Origin of the sequence: Aeromonas australiensis (assembly GCF_000819725.1) — a bacterium.
GTDB lineage: Bacteria > Pseudomonadota > Gammaproteobacteria > Enterobacterales > Aeromonadaceae > Aeromonas > Aeromonas australiensis.
Genome location: NZ_CDDH01000062.1, coordinates 170,098 through 193,027, shown reverse-complemented (window position 1 = coordinate 193,027; position 22,930 = coordinate 170,098). Strand labels below are relative to the sequence as shown.

The 22,930-nt window shown below is 55.7% G+C and carries 19 protein-coding genes; 8 read left to right on the top strand and 11 right to left on the bottom strand.

All coding sequences use genetic code 11. The features are described from left to right. Positions 1-57: 57 nt before the first annotated feature. Positions 58-633, bottom strand: coding sequence for a phasin family protein (locus BN1117_RS10470; RefSeq protein ID WP_040097137.1), 576 nt, complete (start codon positions 631-633; stop codon positions 58-60). A gap of 245 nt (positions 634-878) precedes the next feature. Between BN1117_RS10470 and BN1117_RS10465 the strand changes: the two genes are divergently transcribed. Then, positions 879-2,852, top strand: a complete 1,974-nt coding sequence (locus tag BN1117_RS10465; RefSeq protein ID WP_040097135.1) for an SDR family oxidoreductase — start codon at positions 879-881, stop codon at positions 2,850-2,852. Positions 2,853-2,942: 90 nt separating this feature from the next. On the opposite strand, the gene BN1117_RS10460 is transcribed toward BN1117_RS10465, so the two are convergent. Continuing rightward, positions 2,943-3,818, bottom strand: a complete 876-nt coding sequence (locus BN1117_RS10460) for an esterase/lipase family protein (protein ID WP_040097134.1) — start codon at positions 3,816-3,818, stop codon at positions 2,943-2,945. A 167-nt stretch (positions 3,819-3,985) separates the two neighbouring features. On the opposite strand from BN1117_RS10460, the gene BN1117_RS10455 reads away from it, so the two are divergent. The 6 genes from BN1117_RS10455 to fabA all read left to right on the top strand — a co-directional run bounded on the left by BN1117_RS10455 (position 3,986) and on the right by fabA (position 10,400). Beyond that, positions 3,986-4,288 carry a YebG family protein gene (locus BN1117_RS10455; protein WP_005345480.1) on the top strand — a complete coding sequence of 101 codons (303 nt, stop codon included), beginning with the start codon at positions 3,986-3,988 and terminating at the stop codon, positions 4,286-4,288. Positions 4,289-4,665: 377 nt separating this feature from the next. Continuing rightward, on the top strand, positions 4,666-5,949 hold the full coding sequence (locus tag BN1117_RS10450; protein ID WP_209435239.1) for a tyrosine-type recombinase/integrase: 1,284 nt from the start codon (positions 4,666-4,668) through the stop codon (positions 5,947-5,949). A gap of 609 nt (positions 5,950-6,558) precedes the next feature. Beyond that, positions 6,559-6,936 carry a hypothetical protein gene (locus BN1117_RS19455; protein WP_156129950.1) on the top strand — a complete coding sequence of 126 codons (378 nt, stop codon included), beginning with the start codon at positions 6,559-6,561 and terminating at the stop codon, positions 6,934-6,936. 70 nt (positions 6,937-7,006) lie between these two features. Beyond that, positions 7,007-7,654: a hypothetical protein gene (locus BN1117_RS10445; RefSeq protein ID WP_052441492.1), complete on the top strand. Its 648-nt coding sequence runs from the start codon at positions 7,007-7,009 to the stop codon at positions 7,652-7,654. Between the two features lie 128 nt (positions 7,655-7,782). Beyond that, complete coding sequence (locus BN1117_RS10440; protein WP_040097131.1) at positions 7,783-9,762, top strand: Lon protease family protein; 1,980 nt, start codon at positions 7,783-7,785, stop codon at positions 9,760-9,762. Positions 9,763-9,839: 77 nt separating this feature from the next. Beyond that, the gene (gene fabA / locus BN1117_RS10435) at positions 9,840-10,400 is read left to right on the top strand and encodes a 3-hydroxyacyl-[acyl-carrier-protein] dehydratase FabA (RefSeq protein WP_040097129.1); all 561 of its coding nucleotides are present in this window, start codon (positions 9,840-9,842) and stop codon (positions 10,398-10,400) included. An 84-nt stretch (positions 10,401-10,484) separates the two neighbouring features. Here the strand turns inward: fabA and rmf are convergent, their stop codons facing one another. The 6 genes from rmf to BN1117_RS10415 all read right to left on the bottom strand — a co-directional run bounded on the left by rmf (position 10,485) and on the right by BN1117_RS10415 (position 15,764). After that, positions 10,485-10,664 (bottom strand): ribosome modulation factor, encoded by a 180-nt coding sequence (gene rmf, locus BN1117_RS19045; protein ID WP_185378225.1) that lies wholly within the window; start codon positions 10,662-10,664, stop codon positions 10,485-10,487. A gap of 158 nt (positions 10,665-10,822) precedes the next feature. Continuing rightward, on the bottom strand, positions 10,823-12,736 hold the full coding sequence (gene uup / locus BN1117_RS10430; RefSeq protein ID WP_040097127.1) for an ATP-binding cassette ATPase Uup: 1,914 nt from the start codon (positions 12,734-12,736) through the stop codon (positions 10,823-10,825). A gap of 73 nt (positions 12,737-12,809) precedes the next feature. Then, positions 12,810-13,040: a glutaredoxin family protein gene (locus tag BN1117_RS10425; protein ID WP_040097125.1), complete on the bottom strand. Its 231-nt coding sequence runs from the start codon at positions 13,038-13,040 to the stop codon at positions 12,810-12,812. Next, positions 13,040-15,235, bottom strand: a complete 2,196-nt coding sequence (gene rlmKL / locus BN1117_RS10420; protein WP_040097123.1) for a bifunctional 23S rRNA (guanine(2069)-N(7))-methyltransferase RlmK/23S rRNA (guanine(2445)-N(2))-methyltransferase RlmL — start codon at positions 15,233-15,235, stop codon at positions 13,040-13,042. The genes BN1117_RS10425 and rlmKL overlap by 1 nt, the downstream gene beginning before the upstream one ends. A 139-nt stretch (positions 15,236-15,374) precedes the next feature. Beyond that, complete coding sequence (ykgO, locus tag BN1117_RS19040) at positions 15,375-15,500, bottom strand: type B 50S ribosomal protein L36 (RefSeq protein ID WP_005336596.1); 126 nt, start codon at positions 15,498-15,500, stop codon at positions 15,375-15,377. Beyond that, positions 15,501-15,764: a type B 50S ribosomal protein L31 gene (locus BN1117_RS10415; protein ID WP_040097121.1), complete on the bottom strand. Its 264-nt coding sequence runs from the start codon at positions 15,762-15,764 to the stop codon at positions 15,501-15,503. Positions 15,765-15,920: 156 nt separating this feature from the next. On the opposite strand from BN1117_RS10415, the gene BN1117_RS10410 reads away from it, so the two are divergent. Further along, positions 15,921-16,157: a hypothetical protein gene (locus BN1117_RS10410; RefSeq protein WP_040097261.1), complete on the top strand. Its 237-nt coding sequence runs from the start codon at positions 15,921-15,923 to the stop codon at positions 16,155-16,157. Here BN1117_RS10410 and BN1117_RS10405 read toward each other — a convergent pair. The 3 genes from BN1117_RS10405 to BN1117_RS10395 all read right to left on the bottom strand — a co-directional run bounded on the left by BN1117_RS10405 (position 16,145) and on the right by BN1117_RS10395 (position 22,716). Further along, on the bottom strand, positions 16,145-16,681 hold the full coding sequence (locus BN1117_RS10405) for a cell division protein ZapC (protein ID WP_040097120.1): 537 nt from the start codon (positions 16,679-16,681) through the stop codon (positions 16,145-16,147). The genes BN1117_RS10410 and BN1117_RS10405 overlap by 13 nt on opposite strands. Positions 16,682-16,769: 88 nt before the next feature. Further along, on the bottom strand, positions 16,770-17,780 hold the full coding sequence (gene pyrD, locus BN1117_RS10400; protein WP_040097118.1) for a quinone-dependent dihydroorotate dehydrogenase: 1,011 nt from the start codon (positions 17,778-17,780) through the stop codon (positions 16,770-16,772). Positions 17,781-17,856: 76 nt separating this feature from the next. Next, a complete protein-coding gene (locus BN1117_RS10395; RefSeq protein WP_040097116.1) occupies positions 17,857-22,716 on the bottom strand; it encodes an NAD-glutamate dehydrogenase in 4,860 nt (1,619 codons plus the stop codon). Between the last annotated feature and the right edge of the window lie 214 nt (positions 22,717-22,930).

Below are 22,930 nucleotides of genomic sequence, written 5' to 3'. Positions count from 1 at the left end.
AAAACCGGCCCAGCGCTGGGCATGGGCCGGTGATGATCACTTTTTATCATTAAGGGGTTACGGCAGAACGCTCTCGGCCTTTTCTTTCACCTCTTTGACCGCTTCTTCTGCCGCGGAGAGCAGGTCAGTGGCCTGCTCGACTACCGCTTCTTTAACTTGCGCGGTAACCGGAGCCTTCTTGACCGGGGCTTTCTTTACCGGCGCTCTTTTCGGCGCTGCCGGTTTGGCTTCCGCCACCGGGGTCTCTTCTTCCTGTGCATCGAGCAGTTGTTGCACGACATCGGTCAGCTCGGCCATGCGTTTGGACAGCTTGTCGATATCTTTACGGGTGGGGATCCCCAGGCTGGCAACTGCACGAGCAACGCGATCTTCAAAAACCTGCTCCAGGCGTCCCCAGGTACCAGCCGTCTTGTCTGCCACCGCGGCAATTTTCTCATCTGCGCTCTGGCGAGTTTTGGCTTGCAGCGCTTCGCCTTCCTGCACCAGTGCTTCAAAAATTTTGCCGCCCTCTTCCTGCGCCTTGGCATAGGCACCCAAACCGGCCAGCCAGATCTGTTGGGTGGACTCCTTGATGGTGGAGGTGAGTTGGTTGTCGGTCACTGAACCTGCCAGCGCTTTCAATTTTTTAGCCATGATCTTCTCCTTGAATAACGACAGATAACGTAATGACGACAACATCACTGCATACGGGTTGTGGCATTACTGATTTTCAATTTGAGTCTAGGGGGAAAAAATAGAGGGTTCTACCTAATAACGGAACTACCAGACTGCTGAAATCAGGGGTGGCTCACGAACCGATAATTGCATTGTAAATTGCCATGTGAATCGTGATATATCTAACAGTAAGTAACAGCCAAATAAGTAACAGGACTTACTTTATGAACTATTTCATTACAGGCGCAAGTGGCTTTATCGGGCGTAGATTGGTCAAAAAATTATTCCAACAGCATCCCGACTGTACCGTCTATTTTTTGATGCGCCCTTCTCATCAAGATAAATTGCCAGCACTGTTTGCGTTCTGGAACGTTGATGAATCCCGTGCCGTACCCGTGTTTGGTGATATGACCCTGCCATTACTGGGTGTGTCGTCCGATAAGCAAGAGCAGCTGGTTGGCAAGATCGATCACTTCTTTCACCTTGCCGCCATCTATGACCTCAACGCCAAGGCTGGTCTGCAGCAGCAAGTCAATACCGAGGGCACCCGTCATACGGTGCAACTGGCCGAGCACATTGGCGCTCGCCAGTTTCATCACTGCAGTTCCATTGCCGCCGCGGGTCTGTTCGATGGTCTGTTTCGCGAGGATATGTTTGATGAAGCCGAGCACCTCGACATGCCTTATTTCCAGACCAAACACGAAGCGGAAGGGATCGTCCGCAACGAGTGCACCATTCCGTGGCGGGTCTACCGCCCGGGGATTGTGGTGGGTGACGCCAACACTGGCGAGATGGACAAGATCGACGGCCCCTACTACTTCTTCAAGACTATCCAGAAGCTGCGCCGTCTGCTGCCGCCCTGGATGCCAGCCATCGGGGTGGAAGGGGGCCGTATCAACATTGTGCCGGTCAACTTCGTGGTCGATGCCATGGTGCATATCGCCCATCAGGAGGGAGAGGAGCACAAAACCTTCCACCTGACCGACCCCAACCCGATGCGGGTTGGCGATATGCTGAGCACCTTCTCCCGCGCCGCCCACGCGCCAGAGCCGGCGATCCGCATCAATGCATCCCTTTTTAACTTTATTCCCCGCCACCTGACGGCCATGTTGATGACCATGGCCCCCGTGCGCCGTATCCGCGATGCCGCCATCGCCGATCTGGGGCTGCCCAAGGATGTGTTCCGCCTTATCAGTTATCCCACCCGTTTCGACAATCGCGAAACCCAGCGGGTACTGAAAGGGACAGGCATCGAAGTGCCGCCACTGCACAGTTACGCCTGGCGGTTGTGGGATTACTGGGAGCGTCACCTCGACCCGGAGCTCTTCATCGATCGCTCCCTGCGTGGTCGGGTCGAGGGCAAGGTGGTGCTGGTGACCGGCGCCACTTCCGGCATTGGCCGAGCCACAGCACGCAAGTTGGCAGGGGCGGGGGCCCATGTCATCACCATCGCACGTGATGAACAAAAGATTGCCGAAACCAAGGCGGAGTTTGCCGAGCTGGGGCTGACCATCGAGATCTATCAGGGGGATCTGGCTAATCTGGCGCAAGCCGAGGAGGTGACGACCCGCATCGTAGCCGATCACGGCGGCGTCGATATTCTGGTCAACAATGCCGGTCGCTCCATCCGTCGCTCCATCGAAGACTCCTTTGATCGCTTTCACGATCTGGAGCGCACCATGCAGCTCAACTACTTTGGTGCACTCAAGGTGATCATGGGGGTACTGCCCACCATGATCGAGAAGAAGCGGGGCCACATCATCAATATCTCCTCCATCGGGGTACTGACCAATGCGCCGCGTTTCTCAGCCTATGTGGCCTCCAAATCGGCACTCGATGCCTGGGTGCGTACCGCCGCCTCCGAGTTTGCCGATAAAGGGGTGAGCTTCTCCATCATCAATATGCCGCTGGTGAAAACGCCGATGGTCGCACCGACCAAGGTGTATGAACAGGTACCGATGATGACACCGGAAGAGGCGGCCGATCTGGTGTGCGACACCATCATCAACAAGCATGTTCGTCTGGCGACCCGGCTCGGGGTCTTTGGTCAGGTGATCCATGCGCTGGCACCGCGGGTTGCTCAGGTGATCATGAACACCAGCTTCCGCACTTTTGCCGACCCCAAGGATGGTGACAAATCCAAGGCGACCGCCGATCAGGTTGCCGTCTCCACCCTCATCAAAGGCATTCACTTCTAACCGGGTGATGGGATAAAGCGATCAGCAGGGGCCTGAGCAATCAGGCCCCTGTTTTATTTGGAATAGCAGTTGAAGAACGATTAATGAGGGTCAGACTCGGGACAGCAGATCAAGCAGTAGGTCGGTAGTACGACGGGAGTAGAGCAAAGAGAGATGGCCAATGGCAGGCAACTCGATATCTTCCATCCCAGCCAGACGCTGACGCTCCTGCGGCATCACCACATTGTCGTGGCTGGTGCGCACCGAGATGCCGGGCACGCAAAGCGGCACCGAAGCGAAACGCTGCAACCAGCCGGAACCGGGCTCCATCTCACGGGCATTGGCCCCAAGGCCAAGGGCGGCCAGCTGACTGCCCTGATGGGGGGTCGCCAGGGTGATCAGGCGCGCGACCTTGTCACCACCATGGATAGCAAGATAGTCGCGGCAGACCAGCCCCCCCATACTGTGACCGACCAGCACCAGCTGGTCAGCCCCGGTCTGCGCCAGCACATCGTCAATCCGGGTGGCCAGCAGCGGCACCATCTCATCAATATGACCAAACGGCGGCATCAAGGTAATGGTGGCGACCACATGGCCTGCGGCCTCCAGTCTGGTACGCTGGGTACGCCAGATCCCGCGACTGCAACCGTAGCCATGCACCAGTAATACGGGGCGTACACATGGGCGCAGCCGATCGGATGCCATCAAAACAGGCTCGAACGGAAGCAACCAGGTAAAGGTATAGAGGTAGGCCAGCATCTCCTGAGCCATCATCTTCACCCGACGCTTGGCGCCGATGGCCGGGGAGGGGTAGAAACGGGTAAACAGCCAGCTGCCGAGCACTACCAGACAGCGCAGCCCTAGCAGGGTAAACAGCACAAACAGCAGGGTCAGCAACCAGGGAAGGCCCACGATAAGATGGGCGATGCTCCCAAGGAGCAGCACCTCTACCATCAGCAGGATAAACAGGTGTCGCACTATCGTCATATGACCATGATCCGACCAGTCAGAGGTGGAAGTCAAATGACACTTTTAGACAGCTTGATCCAGCGCCGATTTTATCGCGCCCCCGCGATCGCGTTTTCACTGAGGTTATTTGCAATACTGTATATCCATACATATACTCTATCTATCATCACCGAGAGGAGGCCATCATGGCTGTCGAGATCAAATATGTGGTTGTTCGTGGGGGAGTGGAAAAAATGACCTTTGCCAGCAAAAAAGAGGCCGATGCCTATGACAAACTGCTGGATACGGCCGACGAGTTGATGACCCTGTTGGCCGGCGCTCCGATCGAGCTGGCTCCAGAGCAGCAAGAGAGTCTGGCATTCTACCTGGCAGAGCAGCGTGATGTGCTGCAAACCCTGCTGCGCGGCGGCAAGGTTCAGGCAGGCACGAAAGAGGAAGAGGCTTCAGCAGCCAAGCGCAAGGAGAAGCCGCTCAAACAGGTGGCCTGATTGCACAGAACTGCTATTTCTCGGGATAAACAGCTCAATGCATTCACTTCATTTGCATTTAAAACCATTTTTACGGCTATTTACCCCGAGAATTTTTTAACAAGCGTGCATATCCACTGCATAAATTAATCGTGTGCTGACAGGGCGACGTCAGCCAAACCAACAAGCGAGTAACGAGCAAATGAAGAGGGCATCAGTCGCCCAGCTGACCCCTTTAGCCTCAATCAAACAGCAAGATAGCGCGAAAACACCAACATAAGCCGCAATTATGCATCACGAGCCCTTCTCTATCGTCTTGGCTCACAGGCTCATATCGATTCATCTCATCAGCAACAAGCAACACCATGACTCAACACTCATTATCCTTGCCGCCGGCCATGCCGCTGTTTGACAGCCTGGTTTATTTGGAAGCCGGCAACCCGCAAGTCAATCAATACCTTGCCAACCTCAGCCTCAACGATGTGCCCGATGCCGGGCTGGTGTACGAACTGGCAGTCGACTGGCTGCTGGAGCAGCGTCACAGCGAAAACAACTACAAAACCTATCGCAGCGAACTGACCACCTTTTTGCACTGGTGCTTTCGCGAGGCGGCCATTAGCCCCAAAGATCTCACGCGCCGCATTATGATCCGCTATCTCGACTACTGTCAGGCTCCTCCCGAGGCCTTGATCGCCTATCGCAACGTGGCGCAATTTGTGCTCGACAAGGAGTGGGGGGCGCGCTTGCCCAATCCACAATGGCGTCCGTTTCTGGGCAAACGGGAGCTGGGCCGAACCTTGCCATATCGCCTGAGCGAGCAGGCGATGAAGACCAAGCTCGCTATCTTGTCGGCCTTCTTCCAGTTCCTGATCCAGGAGGAGTACATGGACAGGAATCCCGCCCTGCTACTGCAACGGGTCAAACGACCACAACAGCAGGAGGCCGATGAGCAGGTCCAGGCCTTCAGCGAGTTGCAGTGGTCATATGTGATGCAAGCCGCCGATACCTTGGCTAACGAAAATCCGCAGCAACACGAGCGCAGCCGTTTTCTCACCATTTTGATGTATGCGTGCTATCTGCGGATCTCGGAGGTTGCTGCCAGGCCGGGCTTTACACCTGTGATGGGGCAGTTCAGGCGGGATCGCAAAACCGGCGTCTGGGGCTACTTTATTCCGCAAAGCAAAGGGGGTAAACGGCGTACCGTGGCGGTATCCCAAGCGCTGTTGGCGGCACTCGAACGCTACCGCCGTTTCCTCGGTCTCTCTCCCTTGCCGACACCGGATGAACAGACACCGCTGTTCGTTCGCCATAAAGCGGCAGCCCACGGCCGCGAGCAGGGTGAGCTAAACGCCAACCTGGGAATTCGCCAGCTACGGGATTTGATCATGGTGATCATCGGCAAGGGGGCTGAATTGGCTGAACAGGATGGATTTGCCCAGGATGCGGCCGAAATGCGGCAACTCTCTCCCCATGCGATCCGCCACACCGGGATTACCCATGACATCAACCTGCACGGGCGGCCGCTCTCCCACGTACAAGCCGATGCAGGACATGACAGCATCGACACCACTTCGAAATACCTGCACACCAGCAACAGTGAACGACATGAGAGCGCCCAGCAAAAGCCGCTGGACAGATTAAGTAACGAAGTGAGAGATGACATTCCTAAAGATTCACGATAAGTGAGACATTACCCTGAACTTTACTGTTCATCTTTAGAACAATCCTTGAGTCATTAATGTCTCATCCAAGCAGGTGCGGTTATTTTTACTGATCCGGGATGGCAATCGGTTCAAGGAACCATGGAGTAGTCAGGAACCAGTGCCTGACCAGCACCCCATGCCAAAATGAAAGCGCCGGTTGGGCCGCCTGATTTAATTGATTCGCGTACCACAAGGCCTTTATCGCCAGATAGGGGCCTTGTTCAATTCCATTGATTTGTCACCAATATTCCAGCCCCTTGCTCCTTGTGATTGCCTTAATACACTGGTCACAGGGGAGGGGACTCTCATAGCGAAATCCCTGCGGGCAATCGTCATTATTCTGTGGTGAACAACGATCACCCCAGCCATATCACATGCCAGTAAATCTATCAGGGCGACAGCTGTTCAAGCCCTCCGGGTAGTAATACGGGGGGAATTCCCAGACAGCCATGCTCACACCAGCCACAGGGGAGGGGGGTTATCTCTCACAAGAAGGTTTTTGTCAGTAAAGGCTTGGTTTGCAAGCAATAGCCACAATATCCGTATGGAGCATGCCGCTCAATAGAGAATCTGACTCGAGGTATCGTGATGCAGCTAGAGGAATTTGTTCAATCGGCTATTCAACAAATAGCCAGAGGCGTATCCAATGCGTCTGATGATGTTGCCAGCCTGGGAGGGCGAGTGAACCCTCATGATCACATTGCATCATCATCAAGATCTCCACGTCTTACCAATATAGATTTTGATGTTGCGCTTGTTGTAACTGAGAGTCAGCAATCAGAAGCAGGGGCTAGGCTGTCAGTGATCAACGTTTTGAGCCTTGGTGGAAAGACCCAAGGGAACGACGTATATCAGCAAACTAGCAGGGTAAAGTTCACTGTTGCCGTAGAGCTACCAAAGGATTCAAGTGTCCGAGAAGAGCAAGGTGCTGCTTTACAGATCCCAAGGACTGTAACCGGTTGGTAATGGAGCTTTTCTCATTAGATGCCGATAAACACGGTTATCGGCATCTGTAAAAACGACAAGGTAACGTGACATGGCAAAAGCTAAAAGACAGCCCGACATTATCTATCGTGAGATGATGACTGAAGCGCTCTATCGTCTAGGTTCCGCTGATAAGCTAATGAAAAATAGCAATAATTTTCAAGATAGAGTTCAGGTTGACAGTGCGATTTTGCAGATGCGAAAAGCAATGGAGGCCATTGCTTTTTCTTCAATTGCGCCCAGTGAAAAGCGTTATGAAGACCTTCATAGACATAAAGAAAAGAAAATTGGCGATCACTACCATGCCCAAAAGATCATGACCTCGTTAGCTGCGATCAACCCTGATTTTTATCCAATACCAGTTGTCCCAGCAATTCGTCAGCCAGATGGAAGCTTGCATTTTGGTCGCAAAACAACTGGGTATATGACGAGAAAACGCTTTGAAAACTTCTACGCCCGGCTCGGTAAATATCTGCACACGATAAACCCTTGGGGCAAGGATCCGCAGCTTCATCAGTTGTGCAATGACTTGCCTGCAGCAATCGATGCCGTATACGAGTTGCTGGATCTGCACTTTGCAGTTATCCACATTGAAGAACCAGCCTCAACGCAAATATGGTTCGTTGATGCAAAGCGTGACGGCACAGTAGCTATGACGATAGCAATGGCTGACGGTCGATGTGTGATTCATCCGTCTTGATTGATACCCCTCACGCATGACTGCGCATAATGCATATTATGTTAAATGGCGTATCTTGTTTCCTGTTACCACTTATTGAACTGTGTATAATGGCAACAATTGATCCTATCTTCGACCGGATGTCTTAAGTGGCTGAATTAACATCAGAACAATTAAAACCCGCTTTTGCGATTGAACAGTTCCCCAAGCTCAGTGAGCTTGAGCCCATCCCCTTTGCGGCGCTGCAGCCCAGAGCCATTTCCGGTATCAAGCGTCTGGCCAGTTTTGATGGTGACTGCCCGGTTATGCTGCTTAACGGTTTTCCCGGTGCCGATTACGAAGCTGTCTGTCGTACCCTGATTGCAGACTCCAACGGCAAGGATGGCGACCTGTTCGATCTCTGCTATACCGAGAACCTCAACAATCCGTTCAAGCCTATCTGGTTACGGCTGCAACCCGGTACTGGCGTTGAGTTCTGCGAAATGGTTGGCGAGCTGCTCAAGCTGTTGAGCCACCATCTCGATGCCGAGCGTGTCGTGACCCGCATCATGCGCAAGCAGAACAATGACCCGAAGATCGATGATTTCCTCTCTGACCTGGCCGCCCATGTTGCACTGGGTCTGGAGTTCCAGCATCCGGTGCTGATCAATTTGCTGATCCATCATGAAGATCAGGAAGCCCCCGTTGTGTATGGGCGCGATCTGAACTGGGACACCCTGTTCGGCTCCATCAACTATCAAACCGAGCAAGGCTCGGTGTATGCAAATCAGCACCTTTTGGAGCCAGGCCTGCTACGCCAAGCCAATGGCGGCTACCTGATTTTACAGCTCGATGAACTGCTGGATCAGCCCCACCTCTGGTTCAAGCTGAAAAATGCCATGCAAAAAGGCGAGCTTGACTGGAACGCCTATCAGGAAGGGAAAACCCTGACCCCCTTCTTTGCCCCCGAAGCAACCCCCATCAAACTCAAGCTGATCCTGGTAGGTGATCGACTGGATGTGGCCGAGTTCCAGATGCTGGATCGGGATATGTCCGAGCGCATCTTCCTGCGTGCCGATCTGGTGTCAGAAGTGAATATTGAAGAGGATTTGCAGGAATTTCTGCAGTATCTGGCCTGGGTTCGTCAGCGCTGGAACTTGCTGGATTTCACCCCGGCAGCCCTCACCGCCCTGTGCCGTCACGCCAGTCGTCTCTGTGATCACCAGGAGTGGCTGTCACTCTCCGAGGTGCAGTTGGCCGCCATCATGCGGATGGCTGACAGTCTGGCTCGTGAGCTGGAGGCGGCAGAGGTCACCGATGAGCATATTCGTGGCGCACTGGAGGAGCAGGATTATCGTCTCAACTATCTGGTTGAGCAATCCGATCAGGGGGTTATCGATGGCCAGATCCTGTTGCAAACCGATGGTGAGGAGATTGGCCAGATCAACGGCCTGTCAGTTATCCAGGTATCCGGTCATCCGTATGATTTTGGTGAACCGGTACGCCTGACCGCCACTGTTCATCTTGGTGATGGCGATGTAGCGGATATCGAGCGTAAAGCCGAGCTGGCTGGTCATATCCACGCCAAGGCGATGATGATTATCCATGGTTATCTCTCCAACAAATTTGGCGCAGAGAACCCCTCCCCCTTGTCGGCCAATCTGGTGTTTGAACAGTCTTATCACGAGATTGATGGTGACAGCGCCTCTCTGACCGGCTTGTGTGCCCTGCTCTCTGCCCTCGCCCGCCAGCCCATCTATCAACACTTCGCCGTCACCGGCGCGGTCGATCAGTTTGGCAATGTGCAGGCGGTGGGTGGCGTCAACGAGAAGATTGAAGGCTTCTTCCGGGTGTGCAAGATCCATGGTCTGAGCGGCAAACAGGGCGTCTTGCTGCCCGGCACCAACGCCCAGCAGCTCAATCTGTCGGATGAGGTTATCGCAGCAGTTGACGCGGGCCAGTTCCATATCCACCCAGTGGACCATGTGGAAGAGGCCATTGAGCTGTTGACCGGCTGTGTAGCCGGTGAACCCGATATGCCCGATACCCTGTTTGGCCGCATTCAGGAGCGTCTGGATGAACTCAATGGCACCGCGGCAAAGGTCGGTCTGTTCCGTTCTGTACTGGATCGCCTGTTTAATAGACAGTAACAAAGTGATCGGAGTTGTTTAGCGAACAGGTGTACGCTAAATTGGCTCCGCTTTGATCCATTTGAAGGAAATACCGCGTGACCGTAGACAATACCACCATGGAAGCCCGCCTTTCCCTGTGCGAACAGGGCAAGAACTCTTTTAGCCGTGAAGAGCTGCTGGCTTGCAGCCGTGGCGAACTGTTTGGCGAGGGTAACAGTCAGCTGCCCGCCCCCAACATGTTGATGATGGACCGCATCGTCAAGATCAATGACAACGGCGGTGAGCACGGCAAGGGCGAGATCCTGGCAGAGCTCGACATTACGCCAGATCTCTGGTTCTTCGATTGCCACTTCCCGGGTGATCCCGTAATGCCTGGCTGTCTCGGTCTGGACGCCATGTGGCAACTGGTTGGTTTTTTCCTTGGCTGGAAAGGCGGTCCCGGCAAGGGCCGTGCGCTGGGTGTCGGTGAAGTGAAATTCACCGGCCAGATCCTGCCGACGGCCAAGAAAGTGACCTACAAGATCACCTTCAAGCGAGTTATCAACCGCAAGTTGGTGATGGGCATTGCCGATGGGGTGGTCGAAGTCGATGGTCGTCCTATCTACAGTGCCACCGATCTGAAAGTCGGCCTGTTCCAAGATACCACCGCATTCTGATCTCTCTGATGAGTGGTAACACAGCATTAACGCAAAGGGGCCACAACGGCCCCTTTCCTTTTGTAATGAGTGTGATGAAGTAACTTACTTCATGAAGAGGCCTGAGCCCCGCCCTTCCATGGCTTCTCGCCAACCACCAAGCCAGTGCCCTCGGGCATCCAGACATTGATACGGACATGCTTCTTTCTGTTTGCCAACCACGCCAGCCTGATAACCACGAGCACGCGCTCTTTCCAGACGGTCCCGCTTCTGTCTCTTCATCATCTACGACCCTCTTCGTGGAACAAAAAAAGCGACCAATTTTTCATCGGTCGCTTTCATCTTTACTCCTGCGAGCGCACCGGGTCAAACAAAAATTTCCACCCTAACCGGGCTATGTGACACAAGGCACTGAACTGGATTAAGTTTTAATTACAGGGAACTTACTCCTGATTTTTGAGTCCTTCCAGCTCTTCCCAACGAGCAAACGCCTGCTCCAGCGCGGCTTCAGCGGCGTTGAGCGCATCCAGTTTCGGCTGGGTTTTATCTGCCGGCAGCGAGAAGAACCCAGGCTGGTTGATCTCGCTTTGCAGCGCATCCAGCTCGGCTTCCAGCTGCTCAAGACGAGCAGGCAACCCTTCCAGCTCAAGCTGCAGTTTGTAGGAGAGCTTCTTGCTCTTCTTCGGCGCTTCTGGCGCGGTGGAGACGACCGGCTCGGGCGCCTTGCCCGTTGCGCTCTTGGCCTGCTGCTGGGCACTCTGTTGTTCGCGGGTCGCCATCATGTCGGCGTAGCCCCCCACGTAATCACTGATCCGCCCATCCCCTTCAAACAGCCAGCAACCGGTCACTGTATTGTCGATGAAGCGACGATCGTGACTGACCAGCAGCAGGGTACCGGGGTAGTCGGCCAGCAGCTCTTCCAGCAGCTCCAGGGTTTCTACGTCCAGATCGTTGGTCGGTTCATCGAGGATCAGCAGGTTGCTGGGTTTGAGGAACAGCTTGGCCAGCAGCAGACGGTTCTTCTCACCACCAGAGAGGGCTTTGACCGGTGTACGGGCCCGCTTGGGCTCAAACAAGAAGTCCTGCAGATAACCGAGGATATGACGGGAGCGACCACGCACCATCACCTCCTGCTTGCCCTCCCCGACGTTGTCCACCACGGTCTGCTCGGGATCGAGTTGTTCGCGGTACTGATCGAAATAGGCCACTTCCAGATTGGTGCCCTGACGGACCGAGCCACGAGTCGCCTCAAGCTGGCCAAGCAGCAGCTTGATCAGGGTCGACTTGCCACAGCCATTGGGGCCGACCAGCGCAATCTTGTCACCGCGCAGCACCTGCAGATCCAGCCCCTGGAACAGGGTACGATCGGCAAAATCGAGCCCCAACCCTTCGGCTTCAAATACCAACTTGCCGGAGCGACCTGCCTCATCCAGTTGCAATTTGGCCTTACCCTGCAGCTCTCGGCGTTGGGTCCGCTCCATCCGCATCGCCTTGAGAGCACGTACTCGCCCTTCGTTACGGGTACGGCGGGCCTTGATCCCCTGGCGTACCCATACCTCTTCCTGGGCCAGCTTGCGGTCAAACTCGGCATTTTTCAGCTCCTCGACCCGCAGCCACTCCTCTTTCCCCTGCAGGTACTCGTCATAGTTACCGGGCCAGGAGGTGATCACTCCGCGATCGAGATCGATGATCCGGGTCGCCAGCTTGTGGATGAACTCCCGGTCGTGAGAGATAAAGACGATGGCGCCGCGAAAGTCCTTGAGGAACTCTTCCAGCCAGTTGATGGCTTCGATATCGAGGTGGTTGGTCGGTTCGTCCAGCAGTAGCAGGTCGGGGTCACAGGCCAGCGCACGGGCCAGCGCCACTTTACGTAGCCAGCCACCGGAGAGGCTGTCGAGGGTCACGTCGGGATCCAGCCCCAACAGGGTCAGCACCTGAGTGATACGAGTCTCGAACTGCCAGCCGTTCTGGTAGTCGAGCTGCTCTTGCAGCTCGCTCATCTTGCGAATATTGGCATCTGACGGATCGCTCGCCAGCTCCATGGAGATGTGATGATACTGCTTGAGCAGCTCCCCCACCCCCGCCAGCCCTTCTGCGGCATAGTCAAACACCGTCAGCTCGCTGGAAGCAGGCGGGTCCTGCTCAAGGCGGGTCACTTTCAAATCTTGTTGTAGCACCAGACGACCGTCGTCCAGCGGCAATTCGCTGGCAATGACCTTCATCAGGGTGGACTTGCCCGCCCCGTTGCGGCCAACCAGACAGAGGCGCTCGCCCCGCTCGATGGTCAATTCGGCATTGTCGAGCAGCGGGAAATCACTGAACGACAGAGAGGCGCCGTGCAATGTTAAAAGAGCCATGTGTGTTCCTTATTTCATATGAAAAAAACGGGCAGCAGACTGGGTCTGCCCCCGTTTTATCGTCAAATCACGCTCACCCCTGACGGGCGACCCACCCCTTGAGTTCGGCCAGCGTGAAGGGCCAGCCCAGCTCGCGGCCCGCCTCGTCACACAGCACCGGAATGCGCACCCGATAGGCGGCAAGCCACTGCTCATCGTCCATGATGTCACACTGGCGGGTGGTGGCGGCAAAGCCAGCCTCCTCCACCAGCGCCCACGCCTGCTCGCACAGGTGGCAGCCGTCGGTGTGAAACAGGGTCAGCATCACGCCTCACCTTGCTCCGGTGCATGGGTGATGATCCAGCAGTTGTGGATGTGCTGGTTGCGCTCGAAATCCTTCGGCCGCGTCTTCTGGGTGATGTTTTGGGCCTTGAGACCAGTGGCCTCGAGACCGGCCAGATCCATCTTGAAGTGACGCTTGTTGTTGGAGAAAACCAGAGTGCCGTCCGCCGCCAGCAGGCGCTTCAGATGCTGCATCAGCAACAGGTGATCGCGCTGTACATCGAAGCTCTCGTCCATCCGCTTGGAGTTGGAGAAGGTGGGCGGATCGATAAAGATGAGGTCGTACTGTTCATCGGCTTCAGACAACCACTTCAGGCAGTCAGCCTGGACAAACTTGTGCTGACGGCCCACCAGCGAGTTGAGGCGCATGTTGTCCTGTGCCCAGTTGAGGTAGGTGTGGGACATGTCGACTGTGGTGGTTTCGCTGGCACCGCCAAGACCTGCATGCACGGTGGCACTGCCGGTATAGGCAAACAGGTTCAGGAAGCGCTTGCCCTTGGCCATCTGACCCAGCATACGGCGAGTCTGACGGTGATCGAGGAACAGGCCGGTATCCAGATAGTCGTAGAGGTTGACCCACAAACGGGCACCGTACTCCTGGACTTCCATTCTCTGCTGCTCTGAGTTCAGCTTCTGATACTGCTGTTTGCCTTCCTGACGCTCACGCACCTTCAGGATCACCTTCTCGCCGTCCATGCCGGTCACCTTGATGGCGGCCTGAACCATGTCGAGCAGACGCTGACGGGTCTTCTGGGCGGGGATGTCCTTGGGCGCGGCATACTCCTGCACTACCAGATAGTCCTGATAGCGGTCGATGGCGGCGTTGTATTCCGGCAAGTCGGCATCGTAGATGCGATAGCAATCAAGATTCTCTTTCTTGGCCCATTTCTCGAGGGTTTTCAGATTCTTGCGCAGACGGTTGGCAAAGTCCTGTGCCACCTCTTTTTGCGAGGCCACGGAGTCCAGTGCAATCTGGTAGTTGCGCAGCTGACACTCGAGGGCGCCGTTGAACAGACGATATTGCTTGTCGGCGCGCAGGCGCAGACAGCTAAGCAGCTCGGGGGATGCGGACAGAATGGAGACTTTCCAACCCTGGAAGCTGCGACGCAGAGCATCACCAAGGGCCTGATGCACTTCCAGCAGCGCCGGGAACTCGCCAAGACGCTCGCCATAAGGCGGGTTGGAGATGAGCATACCGACCTGACGGGCCTCCCCTTGAGCTTCTTCCCCTTCAACAGGGGCAGAGATCGGCAGCGGGTTTTCCAGCTTGGTGACGTCGGCCTGCTTGAAGGTGATGAGATGGGCCACACCGGCCGCTTTGGCGTTATCACGGGCTTTGAGCAGCACACGCTGGTCGGCATCACAACCAAACAGTTTGACTTCGCAACGCTGCATGCCACGTTTGGCGCGCACTTGCGCTTCCATCATCAGGCTTTGCCACAGCTCGCTATCGTGCTGCAGCCAGCGATCGAACCCGAAGCGCTCGCGGCGCAGCGCCGGTGCCATGTCGGCGGCGATAAAGGCCGCTTCAATCAGCAAGGTACCGGAACCACACATGGGGTCCATCATGGGCTCACCGGCCCAGCCGCTACGGGCAATCATGGCGCAGGCCAGGTTCTCTTTGAGCGGTGCTTCACCTGTGCCCTGACGATAGAAACGCTGGTGCAGCGCCGGGCCTGACAAGTCCAGCGTGATATTGGCCTTGCCCTTGCCCAAGTGCGCCATGATGCGAATATCCGGCGACTTCTTGTCCACGTCAGGACGCACGTGACCGCGCTTGGTGAAGCGGTCGACGATGGCATCCTTGATCTTCAGGGCGCCATATTGGGTATTGCGAATGGCAGGGTTGGTACCGGTAAAGTCCACCGCGATGGTAGAGGTACCGGAGAAGTGTTCTTCCCAGGGGATGGTGTGGGCACCGAGATAGAGATCCAGATCGTCGTTCATCTGGAATTCGGAGAGCACCAGCACGATACGGGAGGCAAAACGGCTCCACAGGCAGGCTTTGTAACCCACCGCCAGTTCGCCTTTGAAATGGACGCCGGCCACGGTCTCACGGACCTGCTCTGCGCCAAGATTGGTCAGCTCGTCGGCCAACAGGTTTTCCAGCCCCTTGGGGCAGGTTGCAAAAAATTCTTTCATCACGCTCACGGGGAACCCATAAAAATAGTGCCGCATTATACCTCATCAGGCGGGCTGGAGCATGCAAAAGTCGGCGCAAACAACAGGATGGAAACAGATTGATAGGTGGCGAAAAGGTAAAAGGCCCCATGACTAGCCGATGGCGAGATCATGGGGCCAGACATCATTTAGCGGATCACTTCATGCGAGCCTTAAAACGGGGATTGCTTTTGCAAATCACGAACAATTTGCCCCGACGACGCACCAACTGACAATCGGGATGACGTGCCCGTGCGGACTTAAGTGAACAGACAACCTGCATTCAGGACTCCTTCTTGCTTGAAAATGCGCCAAAGCGCTTGTTGAAACGGGCCACACTTCCCTCGCTCGATACCTGCTTCTGCTTGCCGGTATAAAAGGTGTGCGACTGGCTGGAAACATCAAGGGGCACATAGGGATACTCCTTCCCGTCTTGCCACGTATAGCGGCGATCGCTCTTGATGGTTGAGCCGACCAGGAAAAAGGCATCTGCTGCTGTGTCATGGAACAGCACCAAACGATAATCAGGATGAATATGAGGCTTCATGGCAACTCCATTCTGTTATGTTATAACACAACATAAATGAGAATAGCTCTCGTTTCAAGCATAAAATGTCGTATGCAGGCAAGCGCAACAGTGAGTGATGTGTTGATAGTGAGGTGGATGCACTACGCAAGCAGAGAGAAACAAGAGGGAGGCACCATGCTTGCAGCAAGAAACGGCAAGATACTGTGTGGGTCAGAACACAAGATGGAAGTTGATCTAGCAAGCCTCAACAGAGGCGTTATCAAAACCATGAACATCAATGAGAATGAGCAATATGTTCGCAGGTCAATGAAGCATCAGAAACGAGGCACTATTGAGGAGGCAACAGTAAAAACAGGGAGCGGTGTAATCACAGAGATAAAACGATTGATGAAAATATATCAACTGACCTGACGATATTGCTCGGTCACGGTAATACGCGGCTTCATCCGGTTATTCATTACCTTGATCACCCCGAAGCGCGGCAAGGTTTTACTGGTAGTCAACACCAGATCGGCGGTGAGGTTCAAACAGACGCTAGCCTGATCCCCTGCCTCAATCACCATAAATTCGCCGTTGCCGTGCGGTGTATTCATCCAGACCAAATCACCGTTTTGCGGCATCACCAGCGGATGCTGTTCGCTAAAAAACCAGCTTTGCGGCATCAGGGGTTTATAAAAGCGACTGACCGCGATGGCATTGAGCACCAGCTGAACCTGATGGGGGATACTCCAGTCCAGTTCGGCTGCTTTATCCAGCAACTGATAATAGAGGGCGGCATCATCGACACAAAAAGGCTGAGTCGCAAACGAGCTGGGGACAAGTTGTCGCCCTTTATACTCGGTCGCAAATAACATGTTATCAGACAGGTCCAACATCAGACGGTCACTCTGGGCATCATAGTGCCATTGCCAGCTATCGGTCGGTTGGATAAACATGGGGAGCCCTTACTTGACATTTCCTCTATTGACTTTATTCCATGTAGATAAAATCAGCAACGTCAAATAAAGGGCGCCCCCCTATTTCTTATATATTGGTAACGATCTCTTTGACCAAACCGGGTCCTTTATAAATAAAACCGCTATAAATTTGCACCAGACTGGCACCGGCAGCCAATTTTTCACGAGCAGCCATGGCACTGTCGATACCACCCACGCCGATAATTGGCAGGGCACCATGGAGTGCCTTGGCCAGCTGGCGGATCACCTCGGTACTCTTGTGTTGCAACGGCCGGCCACTCAGGCCACCCGCTTCACCGGCATGGGGCATGTCATAAATCATGTCACGCTCCAGGGTGGTATTGGTCGCAATCACGCCATCAATGCCATTCTTTATCAAGGACGCGGCAACCTGATTAATTTCATCCACGCTCAAATCCGGGGCAATTTTAACCGCTAGCGGCACATACTTTTTATATTGGGCGGCCAGCTCTTGCTGACGTACCTTGAGGGCGGCCAGCAATTCATCCAGCGCCTCGCCATATTGCAACGAACGCAAACCCGGAGTGTTGGGGGAAGAGATATTGACGGCAATATAACCGGCGTGATCATAAACCTTGTCCATGCAGATCAGGTAATCATCCTTGCCCTGTTCGATGGGAGTGTCTTTGTTTTTGCCGATATTAATGCCGATGACCCCCTGATATTTGGCCTCTTTTACCTTGGCCACCAGATGATCCACCCCCTTGTTGTTGAATCCCATGCGGTTGATGATCCCCTCTGCCGGAATAACCCGGAACAGGCGAGGCTTGTCATTACCGCTCTGGGGTCTGGGGGTGACGGTACCGACCTCGATAAAACCAAATCCCATGGCACCCAGCGCGTCGATGCACTCACCATCTTTATCCAGACCGGCCGCCAATCCCACCGGATTGGCAAAAGAAAGCCCCATAACTGTGACGGGGCGTTTCGGCAAATGCTGGCGGAAGAAACAATCGAGTGGCGTACCGAGAAGGCGGGGCAAATATTTCATGGAGAGATCGTGCGCCTGTTCCGGATTGAGCTTGAACAGGAAATGCCTGGCGATGGGGTACAACATCTGTGCTCCTTAAAAAAACCCCGGCAACTGGCCGGGGCTTTGGGTGTTATGCCGATGTGCTGCCTGAATCTGGCAATTAAAGTGATCGGCAATTCAACTGGAGCAGGTTCAACTCGCGCAAGGCCACCGAGAACTTGGCGAACTCGTGGGTACTGGTGGTCTTGAAGTCGGCCAACATGTGGGTCCAACGGGACAAGAGTTGCTCATGCTCCGAAATCCAGTCGGCCAGTATGGTAGCGCATTCTCCCTCTCCTTTGCACCCTTGCAGTACCACAGAAGTGAGACTGCGTTGCTGCCAGTCAAGATCTTCGCGGAAGGAGGCCCGCGCCATCGCCTGCCAGTGGTTGCCCACCGGCTGATGGTTGATCTGATCGAGGAACCAGTGCAGATCCAGCTTGGCGCCGAGGCGATAGTAGACATTGGCGGCGCGCAGGATGTCAGTCTTGTGCTCCGCGGCAATCTGCGCCAGATCGAGGCAGGAGAAAAGGCTGCTCATATGGGCGACCTGACGGGCAATAGCCTCGGGCACCCCTTTTTCCATCCATTTGGCAACGCCCTGGCGATGCTCGGCCACTTCGCTCTCGTCCATCACCTCATAGAGGTGTGCGCCGAGGGTCTCGAACGCCGGACGGAAGAAGGCGATGTTGTCGCTGATGCTCCAGCTGCGATTGCGGGCACGCAGGAACCAGCGGGTGGCGCGGCGCACGATGCGGCGGCTGTAGAACATCAGTTCAAGCTGAGTCTGTGCATCCACCAGGTTGTCGCACCCTTCGATATCGCGCCACAGCTGGTTCATGCCAAACACTTCGCGGGCCATGGCAAAGCAGCAGGCCACTTCCGCCACCGAGGCGCCGGTCTCATCCTTCATCCGGCTGGCAAAGTTGAGCCCCATGTCGTTGACCAGCATATTGGCCACCCGGGTCGCGATGATCTCGCCGCGCAATGGGTGCTGGGCCAGTGCCGCACCGAACTGCTGCTGCAGCTTGGCCGGGAAACTGGTCACCAGCATGTTGGCAAGGAAGGGTTCATCGGTCACCTCCGGGCAGTTGAGCTGCTCTTTCAGCACCATCTTGCCGTAGGCCACCAGCACCGCCAGTTCGGGGCGGGTCAGTCCCAGCCCTGCCGCCATCCGCTCGGAGAGATCCTCATCAGAGGGCAGGAACTCCAGCGCCCGATCGAGCTTACCTTCCCGCTCCAGTCCATGAATAAAGCGCTGCTGCTCTTTTAGTTGTTCAGCACCGCGGAAGCTGGTGACCGAAATGGACTGGGACTGGCGATAGGCGTTGGTGATGACAATCTGCGCCACGTCGTCGGTCATCTCATAGAGCATCTGGTTACGCTGCTTGAGAGTCAGATCGCCAGCTGCCACCAACTGGTTGAGCAGGATCTTGATATTCACCTCGTTGTCGGAGCAGTCCACCCCGCCCACGTTGTCGGTGAAGTCGGTGTTGATGTGACCGCCCTGACTGGCGTACTCCACCCGACCCAGCTGGGTAAAGCCGAGGTTGCCCCCCTCGCCCACGATGCGGGCCCGCAGATCGCGGCCATTGACCCGCAATGCGTCGTTGCTGCGATCGCCCACCTCGGCGTCGCTCTCGCGCGCACTTTTCACATAGGTACCGATGCCACCGTTCCACAGCAGATCGACGTTGAGGCAGAGCAGCGCCTTGATCAACTCGTTCGGCGCCATGCTTGCCTTATCGCTACCGAGCAAGGTTTGGATCTCTGGAGTGAGCTTGATGGACTTGGCGGAGCGCAGGAAGATACCGCCCCCTTGTGAGATCAGCTCCCGGTTGTAGTCATCCCAGCTGGAGCCCGGCAGATCGAAAAGACGCTGGCGCTCGACAAAGCTCTTGGCCGCATCCGGGGTCGGGTCAATGAAGATATGCATGTGGTTGAACGCGCCCACCAGCCGGGTGTGCTCGGAGAGCAGCATGCCGTTGCCGAACACGTCCCCCGCCATGTCGCCAATCCCGACGCAGGTGAAGTCAGTGGTCTGGCAGTTGACGCCGATCTCACGAAAATGCCGCTTGACCGACTCCCAGGCCCCACGGGCGGTGATGCCCATCTTCTTGTGGTCGTAACCGACCGAGCCGCCGGAGGCAAACGCATCGCCCAGCCAGTGGCCATATTCGAGGCTTATTTCGTTGGCGATGTCGGAGAAGGTAGCCGTGCCCTTGTCCGCGGCCACCACCAGGTAGTAGTCATCCTCGTCGTGACGCACCACGGATTTGGGCGGGATCACCTCGCCGCCGATGATGTTGTCAGTCACATCGAGCAGACCGCGGATAAACAGGCGATAACAGGCCTTGCCCTCCTCCTGGATAACGGCGCGAGGCGCCCCCAACGGCATCTGCTTGCAGTAGAAACCGCCCTTGGCGCCGACCGGCACGATCACGGTATTCTTCACCTGCTGGGCTTTGACCAGACCCAGCACTTCGGTACGGAAGTCCTCCTTGCGATCGGACCAGCGCAGGCCGCCACGGGCCACCTTGCCCCAGCGCAAATGCACCCCTTCCACCCGAGGCGAATAGACGAAGATCTCGAATTTTGGCAGCGGCAGCGGCATGTCGGTGATGCTGGAGGGCGCCAGCTTGAAGGAGATATAGGGCTTGATGTTGCCTGCCTTGTCCAGCTGGTAGTAGTTGGTGCGCAGGGTAGCGTCGATCATCTCCACATAGCGGCGGATGATGCGATCATCATCCAGGTTGGCGACCTGATCCAGCTTGGCGGCGAGTTGCTCGTGCAGCTTGGCGGATGCCTTGGCATCTTGCGATGGCACCTTGGCATCCTGCTTGCCGGCCGGATCGAGGCGCTGTTCAAACAGGGTAAACAGCAACTGGGCGATGTCGGGGTAGCGGGTAAGCGTCTCTTCGATATAGGACTGACTGAAGGAGACGCCGGTCTGACGCATATATTTTCCATAGGCGCGCAGTACCGAGACCTGACGACCGGTGAGACCGGCACCCAATACCAGTCGGTTGAAGCCGTCATCTTCCAGCTGCTTGTTCCAGATGGCGGCAAACGCCTGCTGGAAGCGCTGCTGGTTCTGCTCCATGTCAAACGGCTGATCACCGTGCAGCAGCATGGAAAAGTCGAGGATCCAGAATATCTCGCCTGCCGAGGTGCGGACCTGATAAGGGGTCTCGCCAATGACGCGCAGCCCCATGTTTTCCAGCATCGGTAATACGTCGGAAAGATGAATGGGCTCGGTGCGGTGGAACAGCTTGAGCCGCACCCGGCGATCGTTCTCCTCCTCCTGGGCGCGGTAGAACAGCATGCCCAGCGGATCGGCTTCGCTCAGGTTATCGAGTGCCATGATGTCGGCCACAGCAGAGCCCGGCAGCACATCCTCCTTGTAGGCACGCGGGAATGCGCAGTTAAAGCGACGACGCAGGTCGTTGCCTCGGGCCTCGCCATAGTGGGAGAGCAACACGGAGTCGAGTCTGTCGTCCCAGCTGCGGGCCGCTTCAATCAGGTTGTTCTGTACTTCGTTCACATCCACATCCACGTTGTTGTTGTTGACCCGCACTATGTAGTGGGTCCGCGCCAGTACGCCCTCGGTGAAGTAGACGTTGAACTCCACCTCCTCGCTGCTGCCAAAATAGTTCTGCAAAATTTGCTGAGTCTTGATCCGCAGCGCCGTGTTGTAGCGCTCCTTGGTGACATAGACCATGCAGGAGAAGAAGCGACCGTACACATCCCGGCGCACAAACAGCCGCAACATGTCGCGCTCCTGCATCTCCAGTACGCCAAGACCGGTGGCCAGCAGCTCCTCTTCACGAGCCTGGATCAGCTCGTCGCGAGGATAGGTTTCCAGCACATTCAGCAACGCCTTGTAGGCATGGGAGCCCTTTTCGTGACCGGAAGCGGCCATGATGCGCTCAAGGCGATGGCTGATGAGCGGGATCTGGGTCGCGCTGGTGTTGTAGATGGAAGAGGCGTAGAGGCCGATGAAGCGATCTTCCCCGATCACCTTGCCCTGATCATCGAAGCGTTTGATGCCGATGTAGTCCACATAGGCAGGACGGTGCACCCTGGACTTGCTGTTGGATTTGGTGAGGATCAGCAGGGAGGGGCTCAGGGCGGCATGACGAGCGCTGGCCGGCATGTTGCCAAGGCGCTGACCTTGGTCCTTGATGGAGTTCTTCATCAATCCCAGGCTGGACTCGGGCTGTGGCAGGATCTCGTGATCACCCTCCACCGCCCTGACGTCGTAACGGCGATAGCCCATCAGGGTGAAGTTGTGGGTAGCCACCCATTTGAGGAAGGCGACGCAGGAGGCTACCTCCTCGTTACTCACGGGCTGCTTGCGCTTGGGCAGCTCGTCGATGATCTCATTGAGCTTGGCCAGCATCGGCTGCCAATCACCGACTGCCAGCGCCACTTCACCTGCGACCGAATGGAGCTCTGCTGCCAACGCCGCCATCTGCTCCTCGCTGGTGAGGTGATCGATCTCGATCAGGAAGGCGGTTTCAACCGAAGTCTGCCCATCGGTGTTGTCGAGCTCCAAAATGGCACCAATTTTGCCATCGGCACCACGAATGAGGTGCAACGGTTGATGCAGCATCATGTGAGCGGTGATATTGAGTCGCTTGAGCGCCATCCGGATGGAGTCCACCAGGAAGGGCGAGTCCTGCAGGATCACCTCGACGATGGTGTGGGGCGATTGCCAGCCGTGACGGGTCAGTTCGGGATTATAGACCCGGATGTAGGGGTCGGTGCCGGTGCGCTGATTGAGAGCATTCCACAGGCTCAGGGCCGCGCCATAGAGATCGCTGTCATTGCGATCGTGCAGATCGGAGCTCGCCATGTTGCCATAAAACTTGGCAACGAAGCGCTCGACCAGAGAGGCGCTGTTTGTGGGTAACTTCTGATGGATCAGGCTGAGAACGTTTTCGAGCAGAACTGAGGTAGGGGCGTCTTTCAATGCCATTTTTATATTCCTTATCGGACGACATTAACCACCGACGCAGAGGCAACCACCCTGGTTACCCGCTGGTGCAGAGTTGTTGCGAAGTGTAATGGCTGGGATAAGGGAAGGCGAGGAAAGGTGCTAACGAGATGTTAAAAACAAGGTGCAGATCACGGCTTAAACTGTGAGAAATTTTGCAAATAACCAATAATACAGAAATTCCCACTACCTTTGT